The sequence below is a fragment of the Dyadobacter diqingensis genome (genome assembly GCF_024220585.1).
Classification (GTDB): domain Bacteria; phylum Bacteroidota; class Bacteroidia; order Cytophagales; family Spirosomataceae; genus Dyadobacter; species Dyadobacter diqingensis.
This window is the reverse complement of the sequence record NZ_JAMXKF010000014.1, coordinates 68,367-94,995: the sequence shown is the minus strand read 5'-3', so window position 1 is coordinate 94,995 and position 26,629 is coordinate 68,367. Positions and strand designations below refer to the sequence as shown.

Annotated in this window: 16 protein-coding genes and 1 tRNA gene; 13 read left to right on the top strand and 4 right to left on the bottom strand. The window is 44.5% G+C overall.

Going from position 1 to position 26,629, the window contains the following annotated elements:
• Positions 1–50: 50 nt before the first annotated feature.
• Positions 51–2,015 (top strand): NADH-quinone oxidoreductase subunit L, encoded by a 1,965-nt coding sequence (nuoL, locus tag M1L62_RS27580; protein ID WP_254562873.1) that lies wholly within the window; start codon positions 51–53, stop codon positions 2,013–2,015.
• Positions 2,016–2,078: 63 nt separating this feature from the next.
• On the top strand, positions 2,079–3,746 hold the full coding sequence (locus tag M1L62_RS27575; protein WP_254562872.1) for a complex I subunit 4 family protein: 1,668 nt from the start codon (positions 2,079–2,081) through the stop codon (positions 3,744–3,746).
• A gap of 94 nt (positions 3,747–3,840) precedes the next feature.
• On the opposite strand, the gene M1L62_RS29645 is transcribed toward M1L62_RS27575, so the two are convergent.
• The 4 genes from M1L62_RS29645 to M1L62_RS27560 all read right to left on the bottom strand — a co-directional run bounded on the left by M1L62_RS29645 (position 3,841) and on the right by M1L62_RS27560 (position 4,847).
• Positions 3,841–3,918, bottom strand: coding sequence for a type II toxin-antitoxin system RelE family toxin (locus M1L62_RS29645; RefSeq protein ID WP_254562923.1), 78 nt, complete (start codon positions 3,916–3,918; stop codon positions 3,841–3,843).
• 49 nt (positions 3,919–3,967) lie between these two features.
• Entirely contained in the window at positions 3,968–4,099 is a 132-nt protein-coding gene (locus tag M1L62_RS29505) for a hypothetical protein (RefSeq protein WP_256527786.1), read from the bottom strand.
• Position 4,100: 1 nt separating this feature from the next.
• Positions 4,101–4,295, bottom strand: a complete 195-nt coding sequence (locus M1L62_RS27565; protein ID WP_254562871.1) for a hypothetical protein — start codon at positions 4,293–4,295, stop codon at positions 4,101–4,103.
• A 147-nt stretch (positions 4,296–4,442) separates the two neighbouring features.
• The gene (locus M1L62_RS27560) at positions 4,443–4,847 is read right to left on the bottom strand and encodes a hypothetical protein (protein WP_254562870.1); all 405 of its coding nucleotides are present in this window, start codon (positions 4,845–4,847) and stop codon (positions 4,443–4,445) included.
• A gap of 280 nt (positions 4,848–5,127) precedes the next feature.
• Here M1L62_RS27560 and M1L62_RS27555 point away from each other — a divergent pair, with 280 nt between their 5' ends.
• The 11 genes from M1L62_RS27555 (at position 5,128) to M1L62_RS27505 (ending at position 26,629) form a co-directional block, all read left to right on the top strand.
• Complete coding sequence (locus M1L62_RS27555; RefSeq protein ID WP_254562869.1) at positions 5,128–6,243, top strand: acyltransferase family protein; 1,116 nt, start codon at positions 5,128–5,130, stop codon at positions 6,241–6,243.
• A gap of 152 nt (positions 6,244–6,395) precedes the next feature.
• Positions 6,396–7,103, top strand: coding sequence for an ATP-binding cassette domain-containing protein (locus tag M1L62_RS27550; RefSeq protein WP_254562868.1), 708 nt, complete (start codon positions 6,396–6,398; stop codon positions 7,101–7,103).
• 319 nt (positions 7,104–7,422) lie between these two features.
• A complete protein-coding gene (locus M1L62_RS27545) occupies positions 7,423–10,482 on the top strand; it encodes a serine hydrolase domain-containing protein (RefSeq protein WP_254562867.1) in 3,060 nt (1,019 codons plus the stop codon).
• 80 nt (positions 10,483–10,562) lie between these two features.
• Complete coding sequence (locus tag M1L62_RS27540) at positions 10,563–16,634, top strand: T9SS type A sorting domain-containing protein (protein ID WP_254562866.1); 6,072 nt, start codon at positions 10,563–10,565, stop codon at positions 16,632–16,634.
• Between the two features lie 84 nt (positions 16,635–16,718).
• The gene (locus tag M1L62_RS27535; protein ID WP_254562865.1) at positions 16,719–17,165 is read left to right on the top strand and encodes a nucleoside deaminase; all 447 of its coding nucleotides are present in this window, start codon (positions 16,719–16,721) and stop codon (positions 17,163–17,165) included.
• Positions 17,166–17,228: 63 nt separating this feature from the next.
• A complete protein-coding gene (locus tag M1L62_RS27530; RefSeq protein ID WP_254562864.1) occupies positions 17,229–17,837 on the top strand; it encodes a superoxide dismutase in 609 nt (202 codons plus the stop codon).
• A 96-nt stretch (positions 17,838–17,933) separates the two neighbouring features.
• Positions 17,934–18,009 (top strand) — tRNA-His (locus M1L62_RS27525).
• Positions 18,010–19,079: 1,070 nt separating this feature from the next.
• A complete protein-coding gene (locus M1L62_RS27520) occupies positions 19,080–19,898 on the top strand; it encodes a hypothetical protein (protein ID WP_254562863.1) in 819 nt (272 codons plus the stop codon).
• Positions 19,899–21,388: 1,490 nt separating this feature from the next.
• Positions 21,389–21,754: a cyclic nucleotide-binding domain-containing protein gene (locus M1L62_RS27515; RefSeq protein ID WP_254562862.1), complete on the top strand. Its 366-nt coding sequence runs from the start codon at positions 21,389–21,391 to the stop codon at positions 21,752–21,754.
• A 920-nt stretch (positions 21,755–22,674) separates the two neighbouring features.
• Positions 22,675–23,253 carry a Crp/Fnr family transcriptional regulator gene (locus tag M1L62_RS27510; protein WP_254562861.1) on the top strand — a complete coding sequence of 193 codons (579 nt, stop codon included), beginning with the start codon at positions 22,675–22,677 and terminating at the stop codon, positions 23,251–23,253.
• A 1,165-nt stretch (positions 23,254–24,418) separates the two neighbouring features.
• Positions 24,419–26,629 (top strand): SdrD B-like domain-containing protein, encoded by a 2,211-nt coding sequence (locus tag M1L62_RS27505; RefSeq protein WP_254562860.1) that lies wholly within the window; start codon positions 24,419–24,421, stop codon positions 26,627–26,629.

Sequence of the window (26,629 nt, the reverse complement as noted above, 5' to 3'; positions counted from 1 at the left end):
ATCGGCGGCTAATTCAGGATATTTGCCGGACTTAACGAATACTCACCTCAATGTCAGAAACTGCTTATACTGTACCTGCTTCACTTCTTCTGGGTTTACCGATTCTGGCATTTTTTATTTTGTGGCTTGGCGGGAAAAAACTGAATAAGCCAGCGGGCTGGATAGGTGCTTTTGTAACGGCAATCGGGTTGGCTGTCAGCATAATCTATGCCGATCTTGAAACGCTTCATATTGTAAAATTCGACTGGCTGGTTATCGGGCAGACCAAAATCGTGCTTTCTTTCCGGTTTGATGAGCTCACGGCCATCATGCTGATCATCGTTCATTTTGTCGCACTGCTGGTTCAGATTTATTCTATGTCGTACCTGCACGATGACCAGAATTTACACCGTTATTTTGCCTTTATACAGCTTTTTCTTTTCTCCATGGTGGGGATCGTACTTGCCGGAAGTCTTTTGGTAATGTATATTTTCTGGGAACTGGTGGGGCTTTCGTCTTATCTGCTGATTGGTTTCTGGTATTTTAAACCGAGAGCAGTTTGGGCAGCACAAAAGGCATTTGTTTTAAACAGAATTGGGGACGCAGCTTTCCTGACAGGAATTTTAATGCTGTTTTACTATATTGGTTCTACCGACTTTGAGGTGCTTGTCACTTCTGTCACTTCACTGGATCCCGGCGTTTTGACAGCCATCGGGTTATGCCTGTTTGGCGGATGTATGGGGAAATCGGCCCAGTTCCCGTTGTCCGGCTGGCTGCCTGATGCGATGGAAGGGCCTACGCCGGTATCGGCACTGATCCACGCGGCAACCATGGTGGCGGCTGGAATTTTCCTTATTGCACGGATTTCCTTTCTTTTAACACCCGAAGCTCAAATCGTCATTGCCTGTATTGGAGCCATTACGATGGTCATTGGCGCGGTCAAAGCCACGCAGGTTTGGGATATTAAAAGGGTGTTGGCGTATTCAACCATGTCTCAGTTAGGGTTAATGGTAATTGCGGTTGGCCTTGGAAGCTGGCGTACAGCCCTTTTTCACCTGGCTACCCACGCATTTTTCAAAGCCGGATTATTCCTTTCGGCAGGTTCTGTTATTCATGCGGTGACCCCTGCTGATACGGATGAAACGTTTGATCCGCAGGACATGCGTACCATGGGCGGGCTGAGAAAATATTTGCCGATCACATTCATTTGTTTTGTCATCTGCTCTGCGGCGTTGGCTGGTCTTCCGTTTTTCTCAGGATTTTTGTCAAAGGATGCCATCATCGTAGAAGCATTTTTCTGGGCAGAGGCACATGGAATCTGGGCCTATTTGTTCCCGGTTATTATCATGCTGTCGGCCGGACTCACCGCGTATTACATGACGCGTCAGGTTTGGCTTATATTTTTGGGAGAAAAAAGATATCAGATCTTCAAATCCGTTCATCCACACGAATCGCCTGTGATGATGTGGGGGCCGATGGCTTTGCTTGCTGCACTTTCGGTTTTTATCTGGTTTTCCTGGAATCCTTTCGATGCGTCGTATGGCTGGTTTTTGGAGCTGGTCGGTGCGGAAGAATTCGGTCATATCATTTGGGTACCTTTCGTTGCCACAGGTGTGACTCTTATTGCGATTTTCCTCGCGTTCAGAGAAACGAAGGCGGAAGATCCTTTTTCAATTTATGCGGGTAATTCCAAAAATGCGATTCCTTTATTGCAGAAGCTGGCCGGACTTAATGAGTTTTCAAGAGATGTGTTTTTTATCAAGTCATTTCAATTGCTTTCCAATGGATTGAAACGATTTGAAGCACGGCTTATCGACGCCTTTGTAGATGGTTTTGCCAAATGGAGCGTGGTACTTGCGCATATCGTTAGCTGGGGAGACAGGAATATTGTGGACGGAGGGGTAAAGCTGACGGTTTTTACAATTAAATCGGCCGGACAGGGTGTCCGTGGTTTTCAAAATGGAAAAATACAATCCTATTATCTGGTCACAGCATTGGGGGTATTCCTGCTGATATTGTGGCTGATTGTTTTGTAGGAAAATAATTTCGGAGCCCGTTGGTTCTATTATCTCATATATTTTGTCTCAGTTTTTATACTAATGATTGACCATATACTTTCTCTGCTGATAGCCATTCCCTTATTCGGAGCCGTTGCCGTTGCTGTATGGCCATCCCAGCGCCCGGGTGATTTCAGATTGATTGCGCTCTCGGTTCTGCTTTTGGAATTTCTGGTGGGAATGACCCTGTTTCTGTTGTTTGAAAATCAAAACACAGGTTATCAGTTAAGCGAAACGGTGGACTGGATCACGCTTCCTGTGGGTTCGTTGGGCACGGTTTCTATTGATTATGCGCTCGCCGTGGACGGAATCAGTTTTCCGTTGGTATTACTGGCTGTCGTGGTGCTGTTTGTGGGAATGGTCAGTTCATGGAGTATAAACCAGAAAACAAGAGCCTATTTTGCATTGTATCTGGTGTTGAGTGGTAGCGTGATCGGCTGTTTTCTTGCCCAGGATTTTTTCCTTTTCTACCTCTTTTTTGAGTTTATGCTATTGCCGATGTACTTCCTGATCGGTTTATGGGGAGGGCCGAGAAGAGAATATGCCGCGCTGAAATTTTTCATTTATACGTTTTTTGGTTCTTTGTTAATCCTGATCGTAATGATCGGATTGTACCTGTCGGTGATCGATCCCGTAGAAACGGCACGTGCCGTTGGTATCATGGGGCCGGAAGATGTGGTACAAACGGATATTGTATTACAAATTCAGCAATGGCTGGCCGAAGGCAGAATCGGCACGGATCAACTGGTTCATACCTTCCGTTTTGCATACCTGACAGATGCCGGAAATTACATTCCCAATTCGATTTTAAGTCCTGAAACCGAGTTTTCTTTATTGGGCATACCGGTGCGTTTACTTGCCTTCTGGTTTTTGTTTATCGGTTTTGCTGTGAAATTACCGGTTGTGCCGGTTCATACCTGGTTACCCGACGCGCACGTGGAAGCGCCAACACCGATTTCGGTGGTGCTGGCGGGTATCCTTTTGAAGATCGGGGGATATGGTTTTATCCGTATCGTTGACGGATTTTTCCCTGGCGAAGCGCAATACAGCATGGTGCCACTGGCCATCCTGGGGATGATTTCGATCGTTTATGGTGGTTTCAACGCTTTGGGACAGACGGATCTGAAAAAGATGATCGCCTATTCTTCCGTATCACACATGGGTTTTGTGCTGCTGGGTGTTGCTGCTTTTACAGCGGAAGGGATCAATGGAGCGATTTATCAGATGGTAAGTCACGGAATACTTTCAGCGATGTTGTTCCTTTTGGCCGGCGTGATCTACGACCGTACCCATGACCGTAATATTGACAATTACCGAGGACTGATCGGGCCAATGCCGAAATACACGATTTTAACGGGTATTGCGTTTTTTGCATCACTTGGTCTGCCTGGTTTTTCAGGTTTTGTAGGGGAGTTATTTACCCTGATGGGCGCTTTCCAGGCGGGTGCTTTGCCTGTTTGGATTCCTGCACTTTCGACGCTGGGAATTGTACTGGCCGCGGCTTATTTCCTTTGGACTTATCAGCGCATGTTTTTCGGATCATTCTGGTATAAGAAAGACAGCGGCATCGTGCTCGAAGATCTGACGGCCCGTGAAACCGGACTGTTGCTTCCGCTTGCTATTCTTTCGGTCTTGTTAGGTATTTTGCCAGGGCTGCTTTTTAACATCACCGGTCCTACGGTACAGGCCTGGCTGGAGCGGTTGCAGTAGGGGGGCTCAGACTATACCGATATTCCCATACGTTGGTGAAGTAGATTTTGTCGGGAAGCATATTTCGTATCTTTGAAATATAACTTCCCTGTCACTACTCGTAAATGTCTTTTCTGTGGCCAAGTGTAATGACATCGATGATAAGTTCGCTATCAAATATTTCATAAATCACACGATAGTTGCCAATTCTGATGCGATAACCATCCCGACCTTTTAATTTCTTACATCCATTGGGACGCGGGATTACCCCCAAGATCGGTTATTGCAGGAATCAGGGTTGACACAACTTTATCGGGAAGATCATCCAGTTGTTTTTGAGCTTTTCTGGAAAGATAAACGGCGTAATCAGGCATTTTATGACAGTCGGTTTTTTAGATAGTCTGCCAATAATATCCTTGTGCCGTCGTCTTCCTTTTTAGCCTCATCATATAGTCTGATGTCGTTCTGGTCGTCGAATGCCTCCATAAGGGTTTCAAATTCGTTTTGGGGGAGAACGACGAGTTTTTTACCTGAGGGATCGACAATATATTGGGGATGAATATTAATCATAATTTTTTGCCTCGATTGAAATACGATTTCTATTATATCAATATTAAATAATAAGCTTCGTAATTCAAATATTTATGATCTAATAGGTTATATATTAATGTGTTGTAGCGAAATACACCGTGGTGGCGACTAAAATGCGTTGTAACGTCATTTCCCAAAAATCCGGTCAAAGCTAAACCTGTTTTTCTTCGAAAGGGTTTCCAGTTTTTGCTGCTGGTCGTTGGTGAGCACATATAGAATTTCCTCCCGTTTCTGTGCAGCCAGTTGTTTGTGATCACGGCGTTTGGCTTCGTCATTTCTCGACAGCTTTCTGTCTTTACGCGCATAACGTCTTTCGATCTTTTTGATTTGCTTCACCTGTCTTTTCGACAGATCAAGATCTGCGGCAAACTTTTCCAGATTTTTTTCAAGCCGTTTGTTGTTCAGCTTGTTGTTTATCGTGGTCGTTTCTTCATAGTCTTCCGAATCTTTTGACGACGGAGAGTTTGACGTTGCGCAGCCTGTAAACAGCAATCCTGTAACGGCCAGAAACAAAAAAATGAGTTTTTTCATGGATGGTATTTTGTTGGAATGAAATGTTGTTGGTACTAACGAAGATTGTTTTAGAAAGCATATAAAGCACCTTGAGAAAAATAAGCCGGGAATGGGCACTTTTTTCATTATGGACCAGTCCAATATGGTTATTTAAATAAAATCACCGCCGCTGAATACCTTCGATAGTATTTTTGAGATAGAATCCAGTAATTGTAGTTGAGTTTTCCTGTAATGTGTAATAACGTTTCAGACTGCGCTGTATTTACCAAATTTAATTCTCCTATACCCTGATTTTTCAATGAAAGAAAGTTCTACTTCGCACCGGCTGTTATCTCTGGATACGCTGCGTGGTTTTGACATGTTTTGGATTTCCGGTGGCGAAGATATCTTTGCTGTTTTGGCCAAAGTTACCGGTTGGTCGTGGGCGGTACTGATCGCACACCAGCTTACCCATCCCGACTGGAATGGCTTCCGGGCTTATGATCTTATTTTCCCTACGTTTCTGTTTATGGCGGGTGTATCCACTCCGTTTTCACTGGGGAGCCGTCTTGAGAAAGGTGTACCGGCTTCTGCGTTGATCAGAAAGGTTATTCAGCGCGGACTTATTCTTGTTTTCCTCGGTATCATATACAACAACGGTATTTTCCACACGGAATGGCATGACATGCGTTATCCAAGTGTTTTGGGGCGCATAGGGCTTGCGGGAATGTTTGCGCAGATTATTTATCTGTATAGCGGAAAAACCAGCCGTTGGATATGGTTTGCCGGTTTGTTATTGGGTTATTGGGCATTTATGATGTGGTTCCCGGTTCCCGGGTGCGAAGCAGGTTTGATGACCATGGAATGTAACCCGGCCAGTTATTTCGACCGGATGATATTACCAGGCAGACTGCACCTAAAAATTCATGATCCCGAAGGACTGGTATCGACTATTCCCGCGATTGCAACCGGTTTGATGGGAATATTTTCAGGAGAGATCCTGCGCACCGACGCGTCTAAACTTTCTCAAAACAAAAAAGTGCTCTACCTGATCGGTGGCGGCGTTGTCAGTCTGATCATCTCACAGCTTTGGGATATGGTTTTTCCGATCAACAAAAATTTATGGACCAGCTCGTTTGTGCTTTGTGCAGGCGGGTTCAGCACATTGTTGCTGGCACTGTTCTACTGGGTAGTTGACGTGATGAATTATCGCCGCTGGACATTATTTTTCGTGGTGATAGGAATGAATTCGATCGTTATTTACATGGTTGGCCGTTACATCAATTTTGAATATACTGCCGAAGCATTATTTGGCGGAGCATTGGAGTTTTTCCCGGATCCGGTAAGAGCCGTAGGAGGCGTGCTGGCGTTCATTATGATACAATGGTCATTTATGTATCTATTGTACCGCAACAAATTATTTTTAAAAGTGTAGGGGCCACCCTCGTGGTGGCCCAAAACCATCCCGAGCATAGCCCACATCCGAATTGACGACAATCCACCCGGGCAACCCAAAAAGTTGCCCGCCACAATATTTCCCCGTAAATCATTAATTTTGCAGGAAAGTCATCACGTACAACAGCATACATGTCAATTCAGGTTACGAATCTTACCAAGATATACGGGTCGCAGCGGGCGGTCGATGGGATTTCTTTTTCACTGAAACCCGGTGAGATCGTCGGTTTTCTTGGACCCAACGGTGCGGGGAAGTCAACGACGATGAAGATTCTTACGGGTTATCTGAACCCATCGTCGGGAACGGCGACAGTTGCTGATTTTGACGTAACCCAACAACCCATGCCTGCACGCCGGGCGATCGGCTATTTACCAGAGCACAATCCCTTATACCTGGATATGTACGTGCGAGAATTTCTGTTGTTTTCTGGAAAACTGTACGGCATGAGCGGTGCAGCCTTGAAAGCAAAAGTCGAAGAAATGATAGCCCTTTGCGGACTGGAAGTGGAAAAGAAGAAAAAGATCGGGCAGTTGTCGAAAGGATATCGCCAGCGGGTAGGATTGGCGCAATCCTTTTTACATGATCCCTCCGTGCTTATTCTCGACGAGCCTACCACCGGACTGGACCCAAACCAGATTCAGGAAATCCGCGAGCTGATCAGGACGGCCGGTCATAATAAAACCGTACTTTTTTCAACACATATCATGCAGGAAGTAGAGGCATTATGTGACCGCGTGATTATCATCAACAAAGGACGTGTAGTGAGTGACAGTTCATTGGAAGAATTGAGAAAAACAGGTAAAACACTGGAAGAGACATTCCGAAGTCTGACGGTTTAATTGGTAATGCCGGACGGCCGGTGCCGTTAGTTGTTAATTATGAATGGCGGCTTGATCGGATTTTTTTGAACATTCCACAGGTTTTCGAAGGGATAGATAAGTTGGTTTTGGATAGTGAAGCCAGGTTTTGGGAGATTAACCATTGATAATTAACCATTAACAATTTATTTAATCATTTATTAGAATTGCCTTAAAACGTGTTTAAACCGGATTTTTTATTGTTGAAAATTGTTATCATTGTAATTACAAAAAAGATATTTTGGCTCAACGACCGGATCAAATTGAATAGTACTTCCTCTTAAAGTCAGAGAAAATAGAAATGGAAAAAAGGTTGGGAAGCCATCTTCGTGTTGTTGCGGGTGTAGTAATTCTTGTGGTTTTAAGTACCGCTGCTGTTGCCTGGAAATTGATTAAATCCAGTGAGCCGGTGGCAGAGGTTGTTGTTCAGCGTGTTGTGGAAAAGAAGGTTCATCACGCGCCGAAAAAGCGCAGTGGTCCGGTTGTTGTGCTGCCCGAACATCAGTGGGTCGACAGCACGCTTGCTTCACTTACATTAGAAGAAAAAATAGGTCAGTTATTCATGGTGGCCACTTTTTCAAACCGAGAAGAATCCACAACCCGGTTTATTGACCGGTTGATCGATGATTTTCATTTAGGCGGATTGATATTTTTTCAGGGCGGGCCGGTGCGGCAGGCTCAGCTGACCAATCATTATCAGGCACGTTCAAAAGTTCCTCTTTTTATCGGTATAGACGGTGAGTGGGGGCTCGGCATGCGTCTGGACAGCACGATTTCTTTTCCCAAGCAAATGGTTTTGGGTGCAATCCAGGATGATGAACTGATTTATCGGATGGGGAGCGACATTGGCAGACAGTGCCGCCGGTTGGGTATACAGATTAATTTCGCCCCGGTTTCTGATATCAACAGCAATTCAAATAACCCTGTCATAGGCATACGTTCGTTTGGTGAAGACCGTGAAAACGTTACCCGTAAAGCGGTAGCCTACATGAAAGGTTTGCAGCATAACGGCATCATCGCGACTGCAAAACATTTTCCGGGCCATGGCGATACCGACGCCGATTCTCATTACACCCTGCCGGTTTTAACCCATTCTGTTGAGCAGCTGACCAATGTGGATTTGTATCCGTACCGTCAGTTGATCGCGGATAGTTTGATGGGCGTTTTGAGCGGACATTTGTTTATTCCGGCGCTGGATAATACGCCTCAACTTGCAAGTTCACTTTCTGATAAGGTAATAAACGGTTTGCTGAGAAACCAGATGGGTTTCCGCGGGCTCGTATTTACGGATGCGATGAATATGCGTGGCGTATTAAAGACGGGTCGCGCGGCGGAGGTTAACCTAAAAGCGTTGATGGCGGGGAATGATGTACTGCTTTATCCGGAAAACGTTGCAGAAACCATTACCAAAATAAAGGATGCTTTAAGACAAGGGACGATCAGTCAGAAATTTCTTGATGATAAGGTGAAACGGATTTTGCAGGCTAAATACTGGTCGGGTTTAAATCAGTATAAGCCGATCGATATCAATAATCTGTACAACGATTTGAACCGCGAAGACAGTAAAGAGCTTTACCGTGAACTTTGCGAAGCTTCGGTGACCGTTGTCAGAAATGAAAATAATATTCTGCCGGTTACCTCTGTAACGGGTTCCAATATGGCCGCCGTGACGATAGGAGAGGGAACGAGTTCGGCATTTCAAAAAATGCTGGCGAATTACAAACCGATTCGTCCTTTTACTTTTTATGAAGAACCTACTTCCCAGGAGCAGATCACCGAAATGCTCAACTACCTTCAGTCCTATGAAACCGTGGTGGTGGGAATTCACGGTATCGCGTCCAATCCAAGACGCAACTATGGAGTATCAACCGGAAGTGCGGATTTTGTGAGACAGCTGAAACAGCAGGGTAAGAAAGTGATTCTTTGTCTGTTTGGAACCCCGTACAGTATTCAGTTTTTTCCTGAAACGGATGCGCTGATTTGCGCCAATCAGGACGGGACGGATCAGCAGGAAATTGTACCGCAGATTATTTTTGGTGCTATTGCCTCGCGGGGCAAATTGCCGGTTTCCGTGCTTGCCTATAAGGCGGGTGACGGTATCATGACGGAGCCGATGGACCGCATTAGTTTTGGGACGCCGGAAAGTGTTGGTGTGAATGGTACGATGTTGAAAAAGATCGACGAGATTGCGAATGCTGCCGTTAACGACCATGTTTTTCCGGGATGCCAGGTTGTGGTGGCCAGAAGAGGCAAGATCATTTATGACAAATCTTTTGGCGGACTTAGTTACCGGACGCTGGATCGGGTCAATGCTGAAACCATTTATGACGTTGCTTCGGTAACCAAAGTGGCCGCGACACTGCAATCGGTGATGCTGCTATATGACAAAAAACTAATTGATCTTGACGAACGTGCTTCGCATTATCTGCCGGAACTTGTCGCTACCAACAAACAGAATTTCACGATCCGTGATCTGTTGATGCATCGCTCCGGCCTGTTATCGTTTTATCCGACTTTGTGGGACAGAACCAAAACCAGTGCGGGTGGTTTGTTGCCGGAATATTACAGCTCCAAGGCAGACAGCGCCTATAACCTTCAGGTGGCTCCCCGTTTGTTTGCAAAACCTGCGTTAAGGGATTCCGTCTGGAAATGGATTGTGAAATCGCCGATGAACAATGCGCGTGATAAGTCTGGCAAATACGGATATTTATATAGTGACCTGGGTTTTTTAACGCTGCAAAAAGTTGTTGAAAGAATAACAGGGCAGTCGCTTGATAACTTTATTACTGCCAATATTTATGAACCGCTGGGGTTGAGTTACACGGGTTTTAACCCGTTGCGCCGCTTTTCGGAAAAACAAATTGCCCCGACAGAACAGGATTATCGTTTCCGCAGTCAGCTGATCCAGGGAACCGTTCACGACCAGATGGCCGCCGTCGTGGGAGGTGTTTCAGGACATGCCGGGTTATTCTCTACGGCCACAGATCTGGCGGTTTTGTTTCAGATGGATCTGTGGAAAGGTAAATACGGAGGCAAGCAATTTTTTCAGCCGGGCACGGTTCCACTGTTTTCAAGAATGTATGACGAGGCACATCACAGAGGCCTTGGCTGGGATAAAATTCCGGCAGATGGCAACAGCTCTTATGTGTCGCCGCAGGCTTCAATCAACTCTTTTGGGCATACAGGTTTTACAGGAGCTATCGTGTGGGTGGACCCGGACGAGGATCTTATTTTCGTGTTTTTATCCAATCGCATCAATCCGGATGCTGAAAATACGGCTATAACCGCACAGCGTACCCGCCGGAAAATTCATGATGTCGTGTACTCCTCGCTCACCGAAAGGAAAAGTATTCTTCATTAAGGAGTTACAAATGTATTTGAAAAATATCTCTAACTTTACCTTTCAATAAAAGGTCAGTGAAAAGATATTTAGAGATATACATGAAAAAAACATTTATTAAAAAAGGAATTTTTGCATGCATTGCCGCTATTATTGGAATAGCTTCTTCATTTGCTCAAACTGTCATAAACACAGGAGCCGTTAGCCCGGCTTCTGTCTGCGCGGGCGGATCTGTCACAGTGGCGTATACCACTGTTGGAATCGTTACAGCAGGAACCACTTTCTCCGTTGAATTATCCAATGCGACCGGCGTTTTTCCGGCTACTCCGAATGTGATTGGAAGCGGCACTGTGAGCCCTTTAACTGCCGTTATTCCGTCTGGCTCTGCCGCGGGTACGGGATATAAAGTGAGGGTATCTGCGCCTACGCCTTTAACGCTTGGGACTGCAAGTGCTGATTTTACTGTCAATGCGGTACCAGCGGCTCCCGCGGTTGTATCTCCTGTAAACTATGCAGTTGGTGCGTCCGCTGTTGCCCTGACAGCTACTGGAACTGCTTTGAAATGGTATGATGTGGCTACAAATGGAACAGCACTTGCCTCTGCACCTGTCCCTCCAACAACGACTGCCGGTACTGATTCTTATTATGTTAGTCAGACCGTTGGTAGTTGTGAAAGTCCTCGTGCGAAAATTGATGTTATAGTTACTTGCGCAACGGTAGCACCGACTGTCACCACGCCTGTTAATTATACCGTGGGTGCGACAGCGGTTGCTTTAACGGCAACGGGTACTGCTTTGAAATGGTATACGGTTGCTACGGATGGTACGGCCCTTGCTTCAGCACCTGTTCCCTCGACGGCTGCTGTGGGCACCACTCCTTATTATGTTAGCCAAACGGTTGGCGGTTGTGAAGGTCCTCGTGCAAAAATCGATGTAGTGGTTAGTGCTGCACCTTGTACTACGGTGGCTCCAACAGTCACCACACCTGTTAATTATACAGTGGGTGCGACAGCGGTTGCTTTAACGGCAACGGGCACTGCTTTGAAATGGTATACAGTCGCTACGGATGGTACTGCTCTTGCTTCTGCACCTGTTCCCTCGACGGCTGCTGTGGGTACAACTCCTTATTATGTTAGCCAAACAGTTGGCGGTTGTGAAGGCCCTCGTGCAAAAATCGATGTAGTGGTTAGTGCTGCACCTTGTACTACGGTGGCTCCAACAGTCACCACACCTGTTAATTATACAGTGGGTGCGACAGCGGTTGCTTTAACGGCAACGGGCACTGCTTTGAAATGGTATACAGTCGCTACGGATGGTACTGCTCTTGCTTCTGCACCTGTTCCCTCGACGGCTGCTGTGGGTACAACTCCTTATTATGTTAGCCAAACAGTTGGCGGTTGTGAAGGCCCTCGTGCAAAAATCGATGTAGTGGTTAGCGCCGCGCCTTGTACTACGGTGGCTCCAACAGTCACCACACCTGTTAATTATACCGTGGGTGCGACAGCGGTTGCTTTAACAGCAACGGGCACTGCTTTGAAATGGTATACGGTCGCTACGGATGGCACCGCTCTTGCTTCTGCCCCCGTTCCCTTGACGGCTGCTGTGGGTACCACTCCTTATTATGTTAGCCAAACAGTTGGCGGTTGTGAAGGTCCCCGTGCAAAAATCGATGTGGTGGTTAGCGCTGCGCCTTGTACTACGGTAGCACCAACAGTAACAACACCAGTAAACTATACAGTAGGTGCGACAGCTGTTGCTTTAACGGCAACAGGTACTGCTTTGAAATGGTATACCGTTGAAACGAATGGTACTGCCCTTGCATCTGCACCCGTTCCCTCGACGGCTGCTGTGGGTACCACTTCTTATTATGTTAGTCAAACAGTTGGCGGTTGTGAAGGTCCCCGTGCAAAAATCGATGTAGTGGTTAGCGCTGCGCCTTGTACTACGGTAGCACCAACAGTAACAACACCAGTAAACTATACAGTAGGTGCGACAGCTGTTGCTTTAACGGCAACAGGTACTGCTGTACAATGGTATACAGTTGAAACGAATGGTCCGGCACTTGCATCTGCACCCGTTCCCTCGACGGCTGCTGTGGGTACCACTTCTTATTATGTTAGTCAAACAGTTGGCGGTTGTGAAGGTCCCCGTGCAAAAATCGATGTAGTGGTTAGCGCTGCGCCTTGTACTACGGTAGCACCAACAGTAACAACACCAGTAAACTATACAGTAGGTGCGACAGCTGTTGCTTTAACGGCAACAGGTACTGCTTTAAAATGGTATACAGTTGAAACGAATGGTACGGCACTTGCATCTGCACCCGTTCCCTCGACGGCTGCTGTGGGTACCACTCCTTATTATGTCAGCCAAACGGTTGGCGGTTGTGAAGGTCCTCGTGCAAAAATCGATGTGGTGGTTAGCGCTGCGCCTTGTACTACGGTAGCGCCGACAGTCACCACGCCTGTTAATTATACGGTAGGTGCCACAGCGGTTGCTTTAACGGCAACGGGTACTGCTTTAAAATGGTATACCGTCGCTACGGATGGTACTGCTCTTGCTTCTGCACCCGTTCCCTCGACGGCTGCAGTGGGCACCACTCCTTATTATGTTAGCCAAACAGTTGGCGGTTGTGAAGGTCCCCGTGCAAAAATCGATGTAGTGGTTAGTGCTGCACCTTGTACTACGGTGGCGCCGACAGTCACCACGCCTGTTAATTATACGGTAGGTGCGACAGCGGTTGCTTTAACGGCAACGGGCACTGCTTTGAAATGGTATACCGTTGCTACGGATGGTACTGCTCTTGCTTCTGCCCCCGTTCCCTCGACTGCTGCTGTGGGTACCACTCCTTATTATGTTAGCCAAACAGTTGGCGGTTGTGAAGGTCCCCGTGCGAAGATTGATGTTGTGGTTGGCGCTTGTACCACGATAGCACCAACAGTCACCACGCCTGTCAATTATACAGTGGGTGCGACCGCAGTTGCTCTGACTGCCACGGGTACTGCTTTAAAATGGTATACTGTTGCGACCAATGGTACCGCACTTGCTTCGGCGCCAGTTCCCTCGACTGCTGCTGTGGGCACAACTCCTTATTACGTTAGTCAAACAGTTGGAGGTTGTGAAGGCCCGCGTGCTAAGATTGATGTTGTGGTTAGCGCTTGTACAACTGTTGCACCTACGGTAGTAAGCCCCGTAAATTATACGGTTGGTGCGACCGCAGTTGCTTTGACCGCAACGGGCACTGCTTTGAAATGGTATACCGTTGCTACGGATGGTACTGCTCTTGCTTCTGCCCCCGTTCCCTCGACTGCTGCTGTGGGTACCACTCCTTATTATGTTAGCCAAACAGTTGGCGGTTGTGAAGGTCCCCGTGCGAAGATTGATGTTGTGGTTGGCGCTTGTACCACGATAGCACCAACAGTCACCACGCCTGTCAATTATACAGTGGGTGCGACCGCAGTTGCTCTGACTGCCACGGGTACTGCTTTAAAATGGTATACTGTTGCGACCAATGGTACCGCACTTGCTTCGGCGCCAGTTCCCTCGACTGCTGCTGTGGGCACAACTCCTTATTACGTTAGTCAAACAGTTGGAGGTTGTGAAGGCCCGCGTGCTAAGATTGATGTTGTGGTTAGCGCTTGTACAACTGTTGCACCTACGGTAGTAAGCCCCGTAAATTATACGGTTGGTGCGACCGCAGTTGCTTTGACCGCAACGGGCACTGCTTTGAAATGGTATACCGTTGCTACGGATGGTACTGCTCTTGCTTCTGCCCCCGTTCCCTCGACTGCTGCTGTGGGTACAACTCCTTATTACGTTAGTCAAACAGTTGGAGGTTGTGAAGGCCCGCGTGCGAAAATAGATGTTGTGGTTACCTGCGCTACCGCTGCTCCTACGGTGGTTACACCTGTTAAATATTGTGTAGGAGAAACTGCGGTTGCTTTAACTGCAACGGGTACAGCCTTAAAATGGTATACCGTTGCGACGAATGGTACGGCTCTTGCTTCTGCACCAATTCCTTCAACCGCCACAGCTGGAACTGTTTCTTATTATGTTAGTCAGACACTAAATGGCTGTGAAGGCCCACGTGCAAAATTAGATGTAGTAACTGAGGCGTTGCCAGTTGCTCCGGTTGTTGCGGCTTTGAGTTATTGTAAAGACGTTACGGCTGTGGCATTAACAGCGACTGCTTTGACCGGAAATACTTTAAACTGGTATGGGACAAACGCAACAGGAGGAATTGCCTCCGCAACGGCACCTGTTCCGCCAACGACCACTGTTGGATCCGTATCTTATTATGTAAGCCAAACGAACGCAAATGGCTGTGAAGGCCCAAGAGTGGCAATCGTTGTTACTGTGAAAGCGCTTCCTGCTGCCCCCGCAGTTGTCGACGTTAGTTATTGCAAGGATGTTACGGCTGTCGCACTTGTAGCTACGCCTGCTGCCGGATCAAAATTAAATTGGTATGGTACTGCTGCAACCGGTGGAACAGCCTCTGCTACCGCACCCGTACCACCAACTTCTGCAACGACTGCATATTATGTTTCTCAAACGGATGCAGCCGGTTGTGAAGGGCCAAGAGCTAAATTGGATGTAACTATCAAGCCAGTACCAGCAGCGCCAACCATTGCGAAATCATTGGTAGAATATTGCCAGAGTGTAACTGCTTCACCTTTATCTGCGACGCCATCCGCAACAGGAATTTTAAACTGGTATGGAACAAATGCAACCGGTGGAACTGCTTCGGCAACTGCACCGACACCATCCACAGATAATGAAGGAATAACTTCTTATTACGTTGGGCAAACATTAGACGGTTGTGCGAGCGATAGAGCGAAAATTGATGTTAAAATTAACGTTACTCCAAAACCGGTGGTTTTAACTCCTTCGGTTGAATACTGTCTGGGAGCAACTGCTTCTCCACTTTCAGCCACTGGCAATAGCCTGAAATGGTATTTAACTCTGAATGATACGAACCCGCGTACTTCGCCATTGACGCCATTTACTGAGAAGGTTGATGACTATTCGTTTTACGTTACACAAACGGGAACAAATACCTGCGAGAGTGCAAAAGCGGAAATTAAAATACATATCAAGCCACTTCCGTCTGCAACAATCTCCGGAAACAGCTCTATTGCACTGGGACAAACAGCGACAATCCAGGTGAATTTTACAGGCGATGCGCCGTGGAAATACATTTTATCAAGCGGCCAGACGGCGAGCACGAGCGATGCAAATTTGCAGATTTCGGTTAGTCCTACCGTTACTACAAGTTATGTGGTTACGGAGGTTTCCAACGCTTGCGGAAAGGGTATTCCAAACGGTGTTGCGCTCGTAACAGTGTTGATCCCGACGATCACAACCGGTATTCCTTCGGTATCGCAGTTGTGTGCAGGAAAATCATTTACGGTTCCATTCCAGCAATCAGGCGATTTCCCGGCGGGTAATAACTTTGCTGCACAAATATCGACGGTAAACGACGTGACCAAATTTGTATCGGTTCCATCCGTAGTGAATGGAAGTATATTAACGGCGACTTTACCTGATACGACCAAAGGAGGTAATTATTTCATCCGGATTGTTAGTCAGGGACAAGGAGAGGTTGTACCCGGCAGCGTGAGTTCTGTCAAAGTGATGGTTACTCCTTTGCCGGTAGCGACGATCAGTGGTCCTTCTACGATTTACATGGGTGAAATTGCGTCATTGAAAATTGATCTGACGGGTGATGCACCATGGACATTGAATCTGAACGACGGTGCAAAAGATACGCTGATATCAACCAGCAATACGCCGTTAACGGTTAAAATTTCGCCTAAAACGACCAGCATTTACAAGATCACAACGATCTCTAATGCCTGCGGTGTGGGTAGGGCTACGGGCACTTTCCGGGTACAGGTTGATCCCGTATTAGGTACGGAGCCGCCTGTTGCAGCAGCTGACTGGCTGAAAATTTATCCGACTATGATCGAAAACAAATGTACGGTAGAGATTACATCGACACTTTCTGCGAAGGAAGCCGTTGTTGAAATCTTCGATCTGGGAGGCCGGTCTTTGTCGAAGAAGGCAATCCGACAGAAAATTACGGAGGTTGATTTTTCTCAAAAACCATCCGGAATGTATCTGTTAAAAGTTCAGAATGGCGACCGTATTTCGGTGCAGCGAATTTTTAAACCTTAATATTATTAGTGAAATATTGAAAAGCGGGGAGTATATTGCTTCCCGCTTTTGTTTTAGGTGTTGTTTTCCAATTTTGATTGCCACATGACTGCTGATTTTCTGGACAATTATTTCATGGCTGAGGCTTTACGCATGGCACAATTAGCTTATGAAGAAGGGGAGATCCCCGTTGGCGCGATTGTTGTAGCAGGAGAAAGAATCATTGGCAAGGGATATAATCAAACCGAACGATTGCACGATGTGACGGCCCATGCAGAAATGCTGGCGATAACGGCCGCGTCTGAATATCTGGGAGGGAAGTATTTGCAGGATTGCACGCTGTATGTAACCCTTGAACCCTGCGTTATGTGCGCGGGAGCGCTGTACTGGACACAAATGAAACGTGTTGTTTATGGAGCTTCCGATGAGAAGAGAGGGTTTTCAAGATTAGGAAAAAACGTTTTACACCCTAAAACACAGCTGAAAAACGGCATTTTGGCAGACGAAAGCCAGGCGCTGATACTTAAGTTTTTTAAACGATTAAGAACATAAAGAAGTTTTCTGCTGTTAATCAAGTTATAAATCATATTTAATAACCAATAAACCTTATTCATAATGGCTTTTACACTTGCTCCTTTACCATACGCAAACAATGCGTTAGAACCGCATTTTGACGCGCTTACCATGGAGATTCACCACGATCGTCACCACCAGGCATATGTTACCAATTTGAACGCAGCAGTAGCAGGAACTGAGCTGGAAGGTAAAACAATAGAAGAAATCATTGCAAACATCAGCAAAGCACCGGCACCGGTTCGTAACAATGGTGGCGGACACTGGAACCACACGTTTTTCTGGAAATCTCTTTCTGCGACTGGCGGTGGAGAACCAACAGGCGAATTGGGAAAAGCGATCACGGCTAAATTCGGTTCTTTCTCAGCTTTCAAAGATGAGTTCAAAAAAGCTTCGATCGGTCGTTTTGGATCGGGCTGGGCATGGTTAATCGTGAAAGCGGATGGTGAAATTGCAATCACTTCATCTCCAAACCAGGACAATCCATTGATGGATATCGCTGAAACAAAAGGTACGCCTGTTATCGGTTTGGACGTGTGGGAGCACGCATATTACCTGAAATATCAAAATAAACGTCCTGATTATATCGACGCATATTGGAACGTAGTGGACTGGAAAGCCGCTGATGCTCTTTATGTTGCAGCGAAATAAGCAGCAGCTGATAAAAAAGGTTTACAGCTTTTTTGAAAAAAATCTTGAAATTCTCTTGGAAGCTGTAAACCTTTTACTAATTTTGTGTCCTCAAACGGAGGTTGTAGCTCAGTCGGTTAGAGCGCTAGATTGTGGTTCTAGAGGTCGCGGGTTCGAGACCCGTCTCCCTCCCATTTAGAAGTTTAAGGTAAGAAATCCTGTAAATCATTGATTTATAGGATTTTTTGCTTTTGAGGGTATCCCAAAGTATGCAAAAATTGGAGATCAAGTCGAAAACTTGTGGAGTGTATAGGATTTATCTTGGTTTGTATTGTTAATCAAATCAGTTCTTTTTGGAGAGCTTCCTGCCCATTATTGAATTTCTGCTGCCAGAGTTCATCCTCGAAAATTTTGAATTGACTTCCATCGATCAACAGGAGGTTGTTTTCCACGTGCGGTATTTCCGGCTTGGCATATCATCTGTATGAATCCCCACAATCCTTTTTGCTGCAGGTCGTGCAGGAATTGGAGGGATTCTACGAAGCATATTCAATAAATCGGGTGTTAATGAGTAGTGGGGACATCGTAACAATTTGGCAAGATACGACTGTGAATCCATATGAAAGGCCGAATTGTATAAATCTATGAAACCATTCGAACGTATTCAGAAACTATTGAAATAACAATATGGAGTTTAGCCAACTGATCTAGATATCGCCATACAATGTCGCCTAGAGTGATGATCTTCACAAAATTACTATATCCAAAAGACACATTCCATTATATACCCTCATAAGCTAATATACGGTCTTGTTCGTTATTTGCAAATTGCAAACTGTTTGTGGTTTAGGGATACTTACATTGGTGCTTTAATTTTTGCCCAAAGTACGAGACAAATAATTCCATTGCGTTTTCCTTACCTTTATCAGTACCGATATTCGGTCAATTTAATGAATTGGAGGGAAAGAAATATTAATACATCTCTCTGGTCACCAGGAGTAAATCGAAACCCCCATTAACGTATAAAGATGAGTGGCCGTAAGTTAATGAGTGTCCCAACGTCCCGTCGACTAGCGTATGCCTGCTGGTCCTTTCAAAATCAGTAGTCTAAACTCTTCGGTCATGGGACCATAGAAAGTGACAATCTTAGAAGTAATGAAAAATATTGGAATCAACTTACGAAGCTGAAGCACAGGGACAGTTATTTTTAGCCAGACACGAATATTTTATCTAGTTTTGGATAGATGTAACTTATTAAATACCATGAATGTTCCTGTAATGCGTGCATGCAATATCCTTTTCGGTGTTGTGTTCGCAGTCTTCTCCACCTTTTCTTGCAAAAAGCGAACACCTGGTGATGAGATATTATCGATAAGTTGTAAGTTGGAAGAATTTACACATTTTGGCATATCCTACGCCTTTAAATACGATTCTGGAAACCGACCAACCACCATGTCACGTGTTCGCGGCGGAGGGCCGGGATACCCTACGTTATTCTTCGAATATAAAGACGAAAAACTGCGGGTAATTTTCGTTGAGATAAACGGAAATAAATATCCGAAGACCAAATTTGAATATCAAAATAACAATCTAAGCCGCGTTCAGAATTTTGACGCTTACCTCACAGATTATACCAGCACGACCATCAATGTCACACTAAATGAAAGCATTGACTTTCGATACACTTCCGGCAATAAACCGACCGGACTAACACGTTGGTTTTCTGACGAAAAACGCCAACTTTACAAGAGTCATGAAAGTGTCTTTGAATACGATTCAAATGGCAATCTGGTGCGTGAGAGAATGCACGTCTTCGCACGACAAAACGTCTTTGAAGCAGATTATCTCTACGAATATTTTTACGACGAAAAACCAAACACGCGAAGGTCATTGCACAACTTCTTTTTTTCTGGTATGGAATCTGCCCCACTAGTATTTTCAACCAACAACATGAACAGGCTAAGGGTCACCTATGACAGCAAAACCTTTCGCGACCAAGCATTTAATCTGGTCTACGATCCGAGCGGAAATATCACTACCGATACTTATCAATATTCTGGCATTAAGTGGACATGCGAGTAATTGATGAAATTACTTGATCAATATCTCCCTGAAGTCTGCCGCCCTTAGGCAGGAAGTATTTCGCTGGTTTTTAAAATAGCTCTCATAAAAGGACTTGGGAACATAAACTTTTAAATGCTTGGCCTTGGTAAATTTGCAGCCTAGTTTTAAAAGTTAAAGGCTGCTAATAATATTGTATGGCTGGTCCCTTGGATCAATACATGAGCCTGTATCTAGAAAATGCCAGCTTCCAATGGAGCATTATTGATACAAAGTCAGCCTCGTACTGCGTCCGAAACATTCTCGGGGAATGATAAAAACGAGGCGATACAAGTAGCTGAGCGTTTTATCAATAGCTCTTTCATTAAATAGTTCAATTTGCATGTTTTTGCATTATATTAACTACACGCTAAACTTCTCGACAACCGTTACAAAGTAGTATCTATAAGTCTTTTGTAGGGTTTTACTCTAGATACTCTTTCAATTCCTCTCTCAATTGGTAATAATACTGCAACTTATTATCAAGCATCTTCTCTTTTGAAATGGTTGGTCGAATCCTGTGCGGGGGGCAAAATCCTGGGTGATCACTTTAATCGTAATCGTGTCCCGATCCTTCAACTCCTTTTTACCCACTCAGGATATTCGCCCGTCACCGAATTAAGTCCGGAGACTGTCAGACGTAGTTCATCAGGTTCGTTTAGCCGACGCAATGCATCAAGCATGCACGTAACGACGTGGCGATCGGTATCAATACCTGCTTTGCACAGCTGTTCTCCATTTACTTGAACTTCGAAGCCATAGCTTGACATATTGCTCATTTTGGGAAGAATTTTTCACTTTTTGGAATAAATATTCACTTAATAGAATGACATTCCTAACCATAGGAAAAAGGCAATGATTTATTAATATTCTGCTTGGAGACTTGAATCAGTTCTTTTCGAAAATTTAGGTAAAGTGTTTAATTTTCTATCACCTTTCCAACTGAGTGTATTATTTAATTGAGTTGACAAATTAAATTTCTTTATCTGTTTCCAACACCTGAATAGGCCCAACACGTCATAACTTTCCAGGCGAATCAATTTTGACTTAAAGCGTTATTTCCACTTCCAAAACGAAGGTTCAATAAGTAGGATCAATAAATTTTTTCACTGCACATTTCCAATGGGGCTTTTTGTACTAAATTTTCATTTAGCCCGTTTCTTTCCTTTCTTTTAATTAAACCTAAAATTGTGCAAACAGACCTGTTGCTGAAGGAAGTAGGCTACTACGGCTAAAAAATGCAATTGATTTAAGGCCTTGCGTAATGCGAAGTTTCTTTTCCAATTAAATCTTATTGCAAGAAGTCTGGATAGGGCAGATTGGGGCCACTTTATGTCATATACGTAAGGGCATTATATCTTCTTCTTTCTTTCAATTTAACTCTTATCTCAATTTTTAACCCACATACTTTAACCCGGTACTCACTTATGGGCAACTGATAATTGATTCATTAATTAATTAGAAACCGTCCTATGATTGAATTTGCAAGAAAAGCTTTTCCTGAATTATTTATTAGTCAAGAACTAGAGGAAGACTTACAAAAGATGAGTATAGTATTGGAACTTGATGAAGGACACACTCTTTTGCAACCTAGACAGTCCTTACAAAGTGTTTATTTCGTAAAAAACGGCGTAATACGAAGCTCCTTAAAGAAAGCGCAGATTGAGTTCACAAATTGGTTTTATGGTAAGGGTGATATGATGATTGCAGCGGAAAGTTTTTACCTCGATAAGGAATCAGGATTACTTTGGGAAGCTTCTTGCACATCCCAAATTATTGAGATAAAAAAAAAGACTTCTTTTTTTTATCTGAGAAACATCCAACTTTTAAACATCTGACCGATCTATTACTTTTCGATTACTCGAAAAAACGAGATTTTCATCAGTATATTCTGAGTGCACGGCGTGGCCAAGAGCGATACGAAGAATTTGATGAACTTTACAGACACATTACTCTCAATGTTCAGGTAAAGCATTTGGCTAGTTTTCTTGGGATGAAACCCGATTCTTTATCAAGAATTCGAGGAAGGAATATTTAAGAATTTATACAACCCGCAAAAGCCGGTTTCGTTCCTGTTTTTTGTGGGTTGATATAACATAAGGGAATCCTTACCTTTATGCCGTAATAATACTACATTGAGATTAAATGTAGTTCGGTATAGTAATTAAACATAGTTACCTTAATTTATTTAATTTGACTATCAGGAATGGACTGAATTAAATTCTATCAAATAGATTCGCTCCAATACTGAGTTGTTAGTTAATACAAGAAATTATGATTTTGTCTAATTTTTTATAAAAAGCAGGTTTTAGATATTTGCCCGCTTAATACAATTCTTATTCAATAAAGAAACTAAAATATAATCGTCGTATCTAAATTAAATATCTACTGTGCGCTTGTTAATTAAAATGAAGTAGCAAATAAATATACCAGAGCTTTTCGCAAAATAGCGGCTCTAATACATTAGCTAAGCGAAGTTCCCTATGGAAACTACTGGGGTCTTCCGTGTTACATAGGCCGAAGACGTTTTTCAATGTTCAATTGTAGTATGTGTATTAAGCTTTTTTGCAAATAACCGATCCGCCAGATAAGAAATAGCATTCATTGGCATTTATCAAATACGGATTACCAAAGCTCTGGCCACATAACTTCTCCAACTCATTTGCAGAATCAGACGGTCAGAATCACGCTTCATAGGCGGTTCTGATTCTGTCTAGTTACATTTCGAAACAACTAATCATATCTTAGTCAGTATCCGATGCAATTTTTTTTAGAATTCCTTCAATCGCATTTCAGGTTAAATTCCAATTTACAAGAATTCGTCAGTGAAGTATCTCATAGCCGGCACTATAAATCGGGAGCTACGATTTTGTCGCCGGGTGAAATTCAGGAAAATATTTATTTTATACAGGAGGGTGTGATCAGAGCATACTCAGTTATGGATGAGTATGAGTGGACAAACTGGTTTTTTTCCAAAGGAGAATTTGCAGTTTTGCCTGATAGCTTCATTTTCGACAATAAATCGATTGAATACCTCGAAACCTGCTGTCCAACGGTCTTAATATCCATTTCCAAAAAAGATTATTATCGCCTTCTGGAAAAACACGCAGAATTAAAAATGATAGTTGATTATTTAACACAAAACATAATTCGACAAGGTAAGGACAGAATCTATAACCTGAGCCATATGTCTGCATCTGAACGATATAAAGAATTTGTAAGCCATCACAAGTACGTTACAGATCGTGTACAAGGGCAACAACTGGCAAGTTATCTAGGGACAAATGCCGAATCCATATCAAGGTTCAGGAAGAAAAATGCGAAAGAGAAATTATGATAGTACTTGTCAAAAGTCAATGCATTTATTGCAAAAAGTCAATTGTCGGTTACTTTTGTTCATCGTACATTTACATCATAAAGCCCTGTACGAGTTTGCTGCTGGTGCGGTGCTTTGCCCGGTTTCTTTACTAATAAACATTATAGATTTATGAAAAGATTTAAACCCCCTCATATATGCTTTTTTGAAAATGGAAACACACCAGAGACCATCCCATAATGTACAGGTTAAAAAGCGTTGGATTTTCAGATTACATATAAACGATCAATAACCATCAAAAGTCTATTATGGTGAATAGATTTAACACCTACAAGGTTGATCGCATATCAATATGCTGGTGAACAATATTTTAAACAATTTGTAGAAAAGCTTAATCTTCAATAGAAAATATTTAAGAAGACGCAGAGAGCTATATGCGACACATATACCTTCAGGAAAAATGATCTAATTTTCAAAGATCAAAGTAAACTGTCGTTGTGTCGATGGGCGTTTCATACTATAACCGTACCAGTGTGAGTAAATCCACAACCGATGCGTAGACACAGATATCTTACAATCATTCTCGTTTGAAGCGTAAAGTCGACGTCAAAGCTGGTGTTCGGCGACCACAAAGGAAATTTGGAAATAGCGGTTAGACTCTTTCTTGCCACAAAGAGAGTAGAAAATTATTTCAGTATAATCGGAGTAAAACTTGACCGAAGGGGTAAGGTTGGCTAGCAATGGCGACATGCCGAAATTAATCTTAACTGTCTTTATTATATATGTTCGTAGGTAACAGTACGATCGCGACTTACTGTCCTGCCAATATCAGCTTTTATTGAAGAATGTTATTTACCTCATCAACGCGGTACATTTTGTATCGTGCTGTCAGTGAATTTTATTATTGCCCCGACAACTAAACATTTGTTTTATGGAACAAAACAGGAAAGCAGTACCAGGAATAACTTTATGGTCTATGCAAAAGCGTATTTGGCTTCACCTTTTCTTTACTTCAATTTTAAGTTCACCGTGTTTGTCAATAGCCCAAATTAGCGGAAATGTATCTTATAGTACTAATTCAGGTGTTAGTACGTCAGCTTTCAATCCAGGACAAAATATCCACAATGTTCGCATTAAAGCGTATGGGTTTTCACAATCTGGTAAATACGAAGTTATTGCGCAAACATTGAGCGATAAATCGGGCGATTATTTTCTGGATGTCCCGGAAGGTAAGTATGTAAAGCTTATTTTCGAGGAAGAGTCAAAAGCACTACAGAGCAGTGGGTTAACCCCCTCGGTACGTTTTGTCAGAAGCCCTGCGACAGAAGTGAACTGGAGCGGGTACCGACCAGAATATTATGTTTCACCCAGGCCATTTCTGGTATCTCCTGTTTACATCAATGGCAGCGGTAACAACAGTTTTTCAGCGTTAAATGCCTTAGCATTAGAAGATAGCTCAGCAGTGAGCCTGGCTAATTCGCGGCAGGTTGGAGCATTGTGGGGAGTGGCATTCAACAGGGCTTCACAACATTTGTATTCTGCTGCCTTGGCCAAGCGGCACGTCGGTTACGGCCCTCTTGGAACAGGAGGGATCTATCGTACAGATTGGCTGACGCACCATACCATTAGCTGGCTGGATCTTAAAACCCTTGGTGTGCCAACTGGCGACGATCACCACGAAGGATTAAGGCGTGCTGTTGACAGCAGTTATGTTGACGGTAAGTTTATGAGCGATGTAGGTAAAGTAAGTTTGGGCGGGATGGACATTTCCGACGACGGTCAATTTCTCTATATCATGAATTTGTTCGATCGGACATTGTATAGCATCAGGATTCCGGCGGACACGGCAGCAAGACCTACCTCTGCTGATATTACTACGTATAAAGTTCCTTTGTCGGGGTGCCCCGGAGGTACCAGCAGACCTTTTGCTGTGAAGGTACAGGGGAGTTACGTATATGTAGGTGCGGTATGCGATGCGGCCGGGTCCCAGTCAGTCGCTGATTTGAGGGCGACCGTATACGCACTGGACCCATCCACAAAAAAATTTAATGAAGTATTCAGTACATCGCTGGACTATCCTCGTGGTACAGCAGTGGCAGAACTGGGGCTAAAGAGCTGGAATCCATGGACCGATGATTTTAGTAAAGCTTTACAGAGCGCTCTGCCTTCTACGGTGGCCAGACCACAGCCAATCCTGTCCTCGATTGCATTTGATCAGCAAGGAGTGATGATACTTGGTTTTATGGACAGGTTTGGTCATCAGTCGGGTACCGGCCAACCTGACCCTACGGGAAAAGCCAGCTATGCTGCTGTGGCGGCGGGTGATATTCTACGCGTATTTCCCCGTAGACCAGGAAATAAGAATGTGAAGTTCAGTCTGGAAGATAATGCCGTAGCCGGCGATTTTTCAACGGAAGGAAGAGATAACACGCAGGGTCCCAAGGGTGGTGAATTCTTTTTTCAGGATGATTTTAAGTTCCGGGATGAAAAACGGGACAACCGTATCATACACGAAGAAACCGGGGCTGGAGGGATATTGGCGATCCCGGCGACCGGGGAGGTATTTATGACAGCGCACGAGCCAACCCAGGAATTCAATTCAGGAGGGATCAAATCATTTTTTATTGCAGATGGGAGGACCAGTCGTGGCTGGTTGCTTTACGGGAATGCGCAGCAGGGCACATTTGGCAAGGCGAACGGAGTAGGCGGTCTGGCGTTGATCACAGGGTTGCCCCCGATAGCGGTCGGCAACCGCGTATGGTCGGATACCAACGGTGACGGGATCCAGGATCCAGAGGAGCCCGCTCTTGCTGATATGCCGTTGGATTTATATGAGGCAGGAGCTAAGATAGCAAACACCAGATCGGATACAAACGGGATGTACCTGTTTAGTGAAGCGAACGTAAGCAAGGGGCTTAAACCCGGAACGGCCTATGAGATACGGATCGGCTTGAATGATGGGAAGCTTAAACCAAGCCGTGTCAGGCAAAGAGACGACAAGGAAATCGACAACGACGCTATAAAGGTTGGTAACCATGCGGTGATTGCCTTCCAAACCGGGGCGGCCGGCGTCAATATCCATGACCTGGATTTCGGGTTCCTGCCTGAAAACATAAAAGCTGATAATAGGGTAACATCTGAGGACGGAAAACTGATCGCATATCCTAATCCGGTTATCACAAATTTAGAAGTGACTATGCCTGCGTATGGCAATTCTGCAACGTTGAGGCTTGTCGATTTGTTGGGAAGGGAACTTCAGGTTCATCAACTAAGACCCGAAAAAGGGCTTTACAGAACAACTTTAGATACGACTGACCTAACAACTGGGAATTACATTATAAGTGTCGAAGAAAGCGGTGTGATTCGAAGTACTGTCGTGATAAAGCAGCCCGAATGA

Excerpts from the sequence above, each read along its gene's own strand:
- M1L62_RS27555 (WP_254562869.1), top strand. The coding sequence starts at position 5,128 with ATGAAAGAAAGTTCTACTTCGCACCGGCTGTTATCTCTGGATACGCTG.
- M1L62_RS27545 (WP_254562867.1), top strand. The coding sequence starts at position 7,423 with ATGGAAAAAAGGTTGGGAAGCCATCTTCGTGTTGTTGCGGGTGTAGTA.
- M1L62_RS27510 (WP_254562861.1), top strand. The coding sequence starts at position 22,675 with ATGCAATTTTTTTTAGAATTCCTTCAATCGCATTTCAGGTTAAATTCC.
- M1L62_RS27530 (WP_254562864.1), top strand. The coding sequence starts at position 17,229 with ATGGCTTTTACACTTGCTCCTTTACCATACGCAAACAATGCGTTAGAA.
- M1L62_RS27535 (WP_254562865.1), top strand. The coding sequence starts at position 16,719 with ATGACTGCTGATTTTCTGGACAATTATTTCATGGCTGAGGCTTTACGC.
- M1L62_RS27515 (WP_254562862.1), top strand. The coding sequence starts at position 21,389 with ATGATTGAATTTGCAAGAAAAGCTTTTCCTGAATTATTTATTAGTCAA.
- M1L62_RS29505 (WP_256527786.1), bottom strand. The coding sequence starts at position 4,099 with ATGCCTGATTACGCCGTTTATCTTTCCAGAAAAGCTCAAAAACAACTG.
- M1L62_RS27520 (WP_254562863.1), top strand. The coding sequence starts at position 19,080 with ATGAATGTTCCTGTAATGCGTGCATGCAATATCCTTTTCGGTGTTGTG.
- nuoL (WP_254562873.1), top strand. The coding sequence starts at position 51 with ATGTCAGAAACTGCTTATACTGTACCTGCTTCACTTCTTCTGGGTTTA.
- M1L62_RS27540 (WP_254562866.1), top strand. The coding sequence starts at position 10,563 with ATGAAAAAAACATTTATTAAAAAAGGAATTTTTGCATGCATTGCCGCT.
- M1L62_RS27575 (WP_254562872.1), top strand. The coding sequence starts at position 2,079 with ATGATTGACCATATACTTTCTCTGCTGATAGCCATTCCCTTATTCGGA.
- M1L62_RS27550 (WP_254562868.1), top strand. The coding sequence starts at position 6,396 with ATGTCAATTCAGGTTACGAATCTTACCAAGATATACGGGTCGCAGCGG.
- M1L62_RS27565 (WP_254562871.1), bottom strand. The coding sequence starts at position 4,295 with ATGATTAATATTCATCCCCAATATATTGTCGATCCCTCAGGTAAAAAA.
- M1L62_RS27560 (WP_254562870.1), bottom strand. The coding sequence starts at position 4,847 with ATGAAAAAACTCATTTTTTTGTTTCTGGCCGTTACAGGATTGCTGTTT.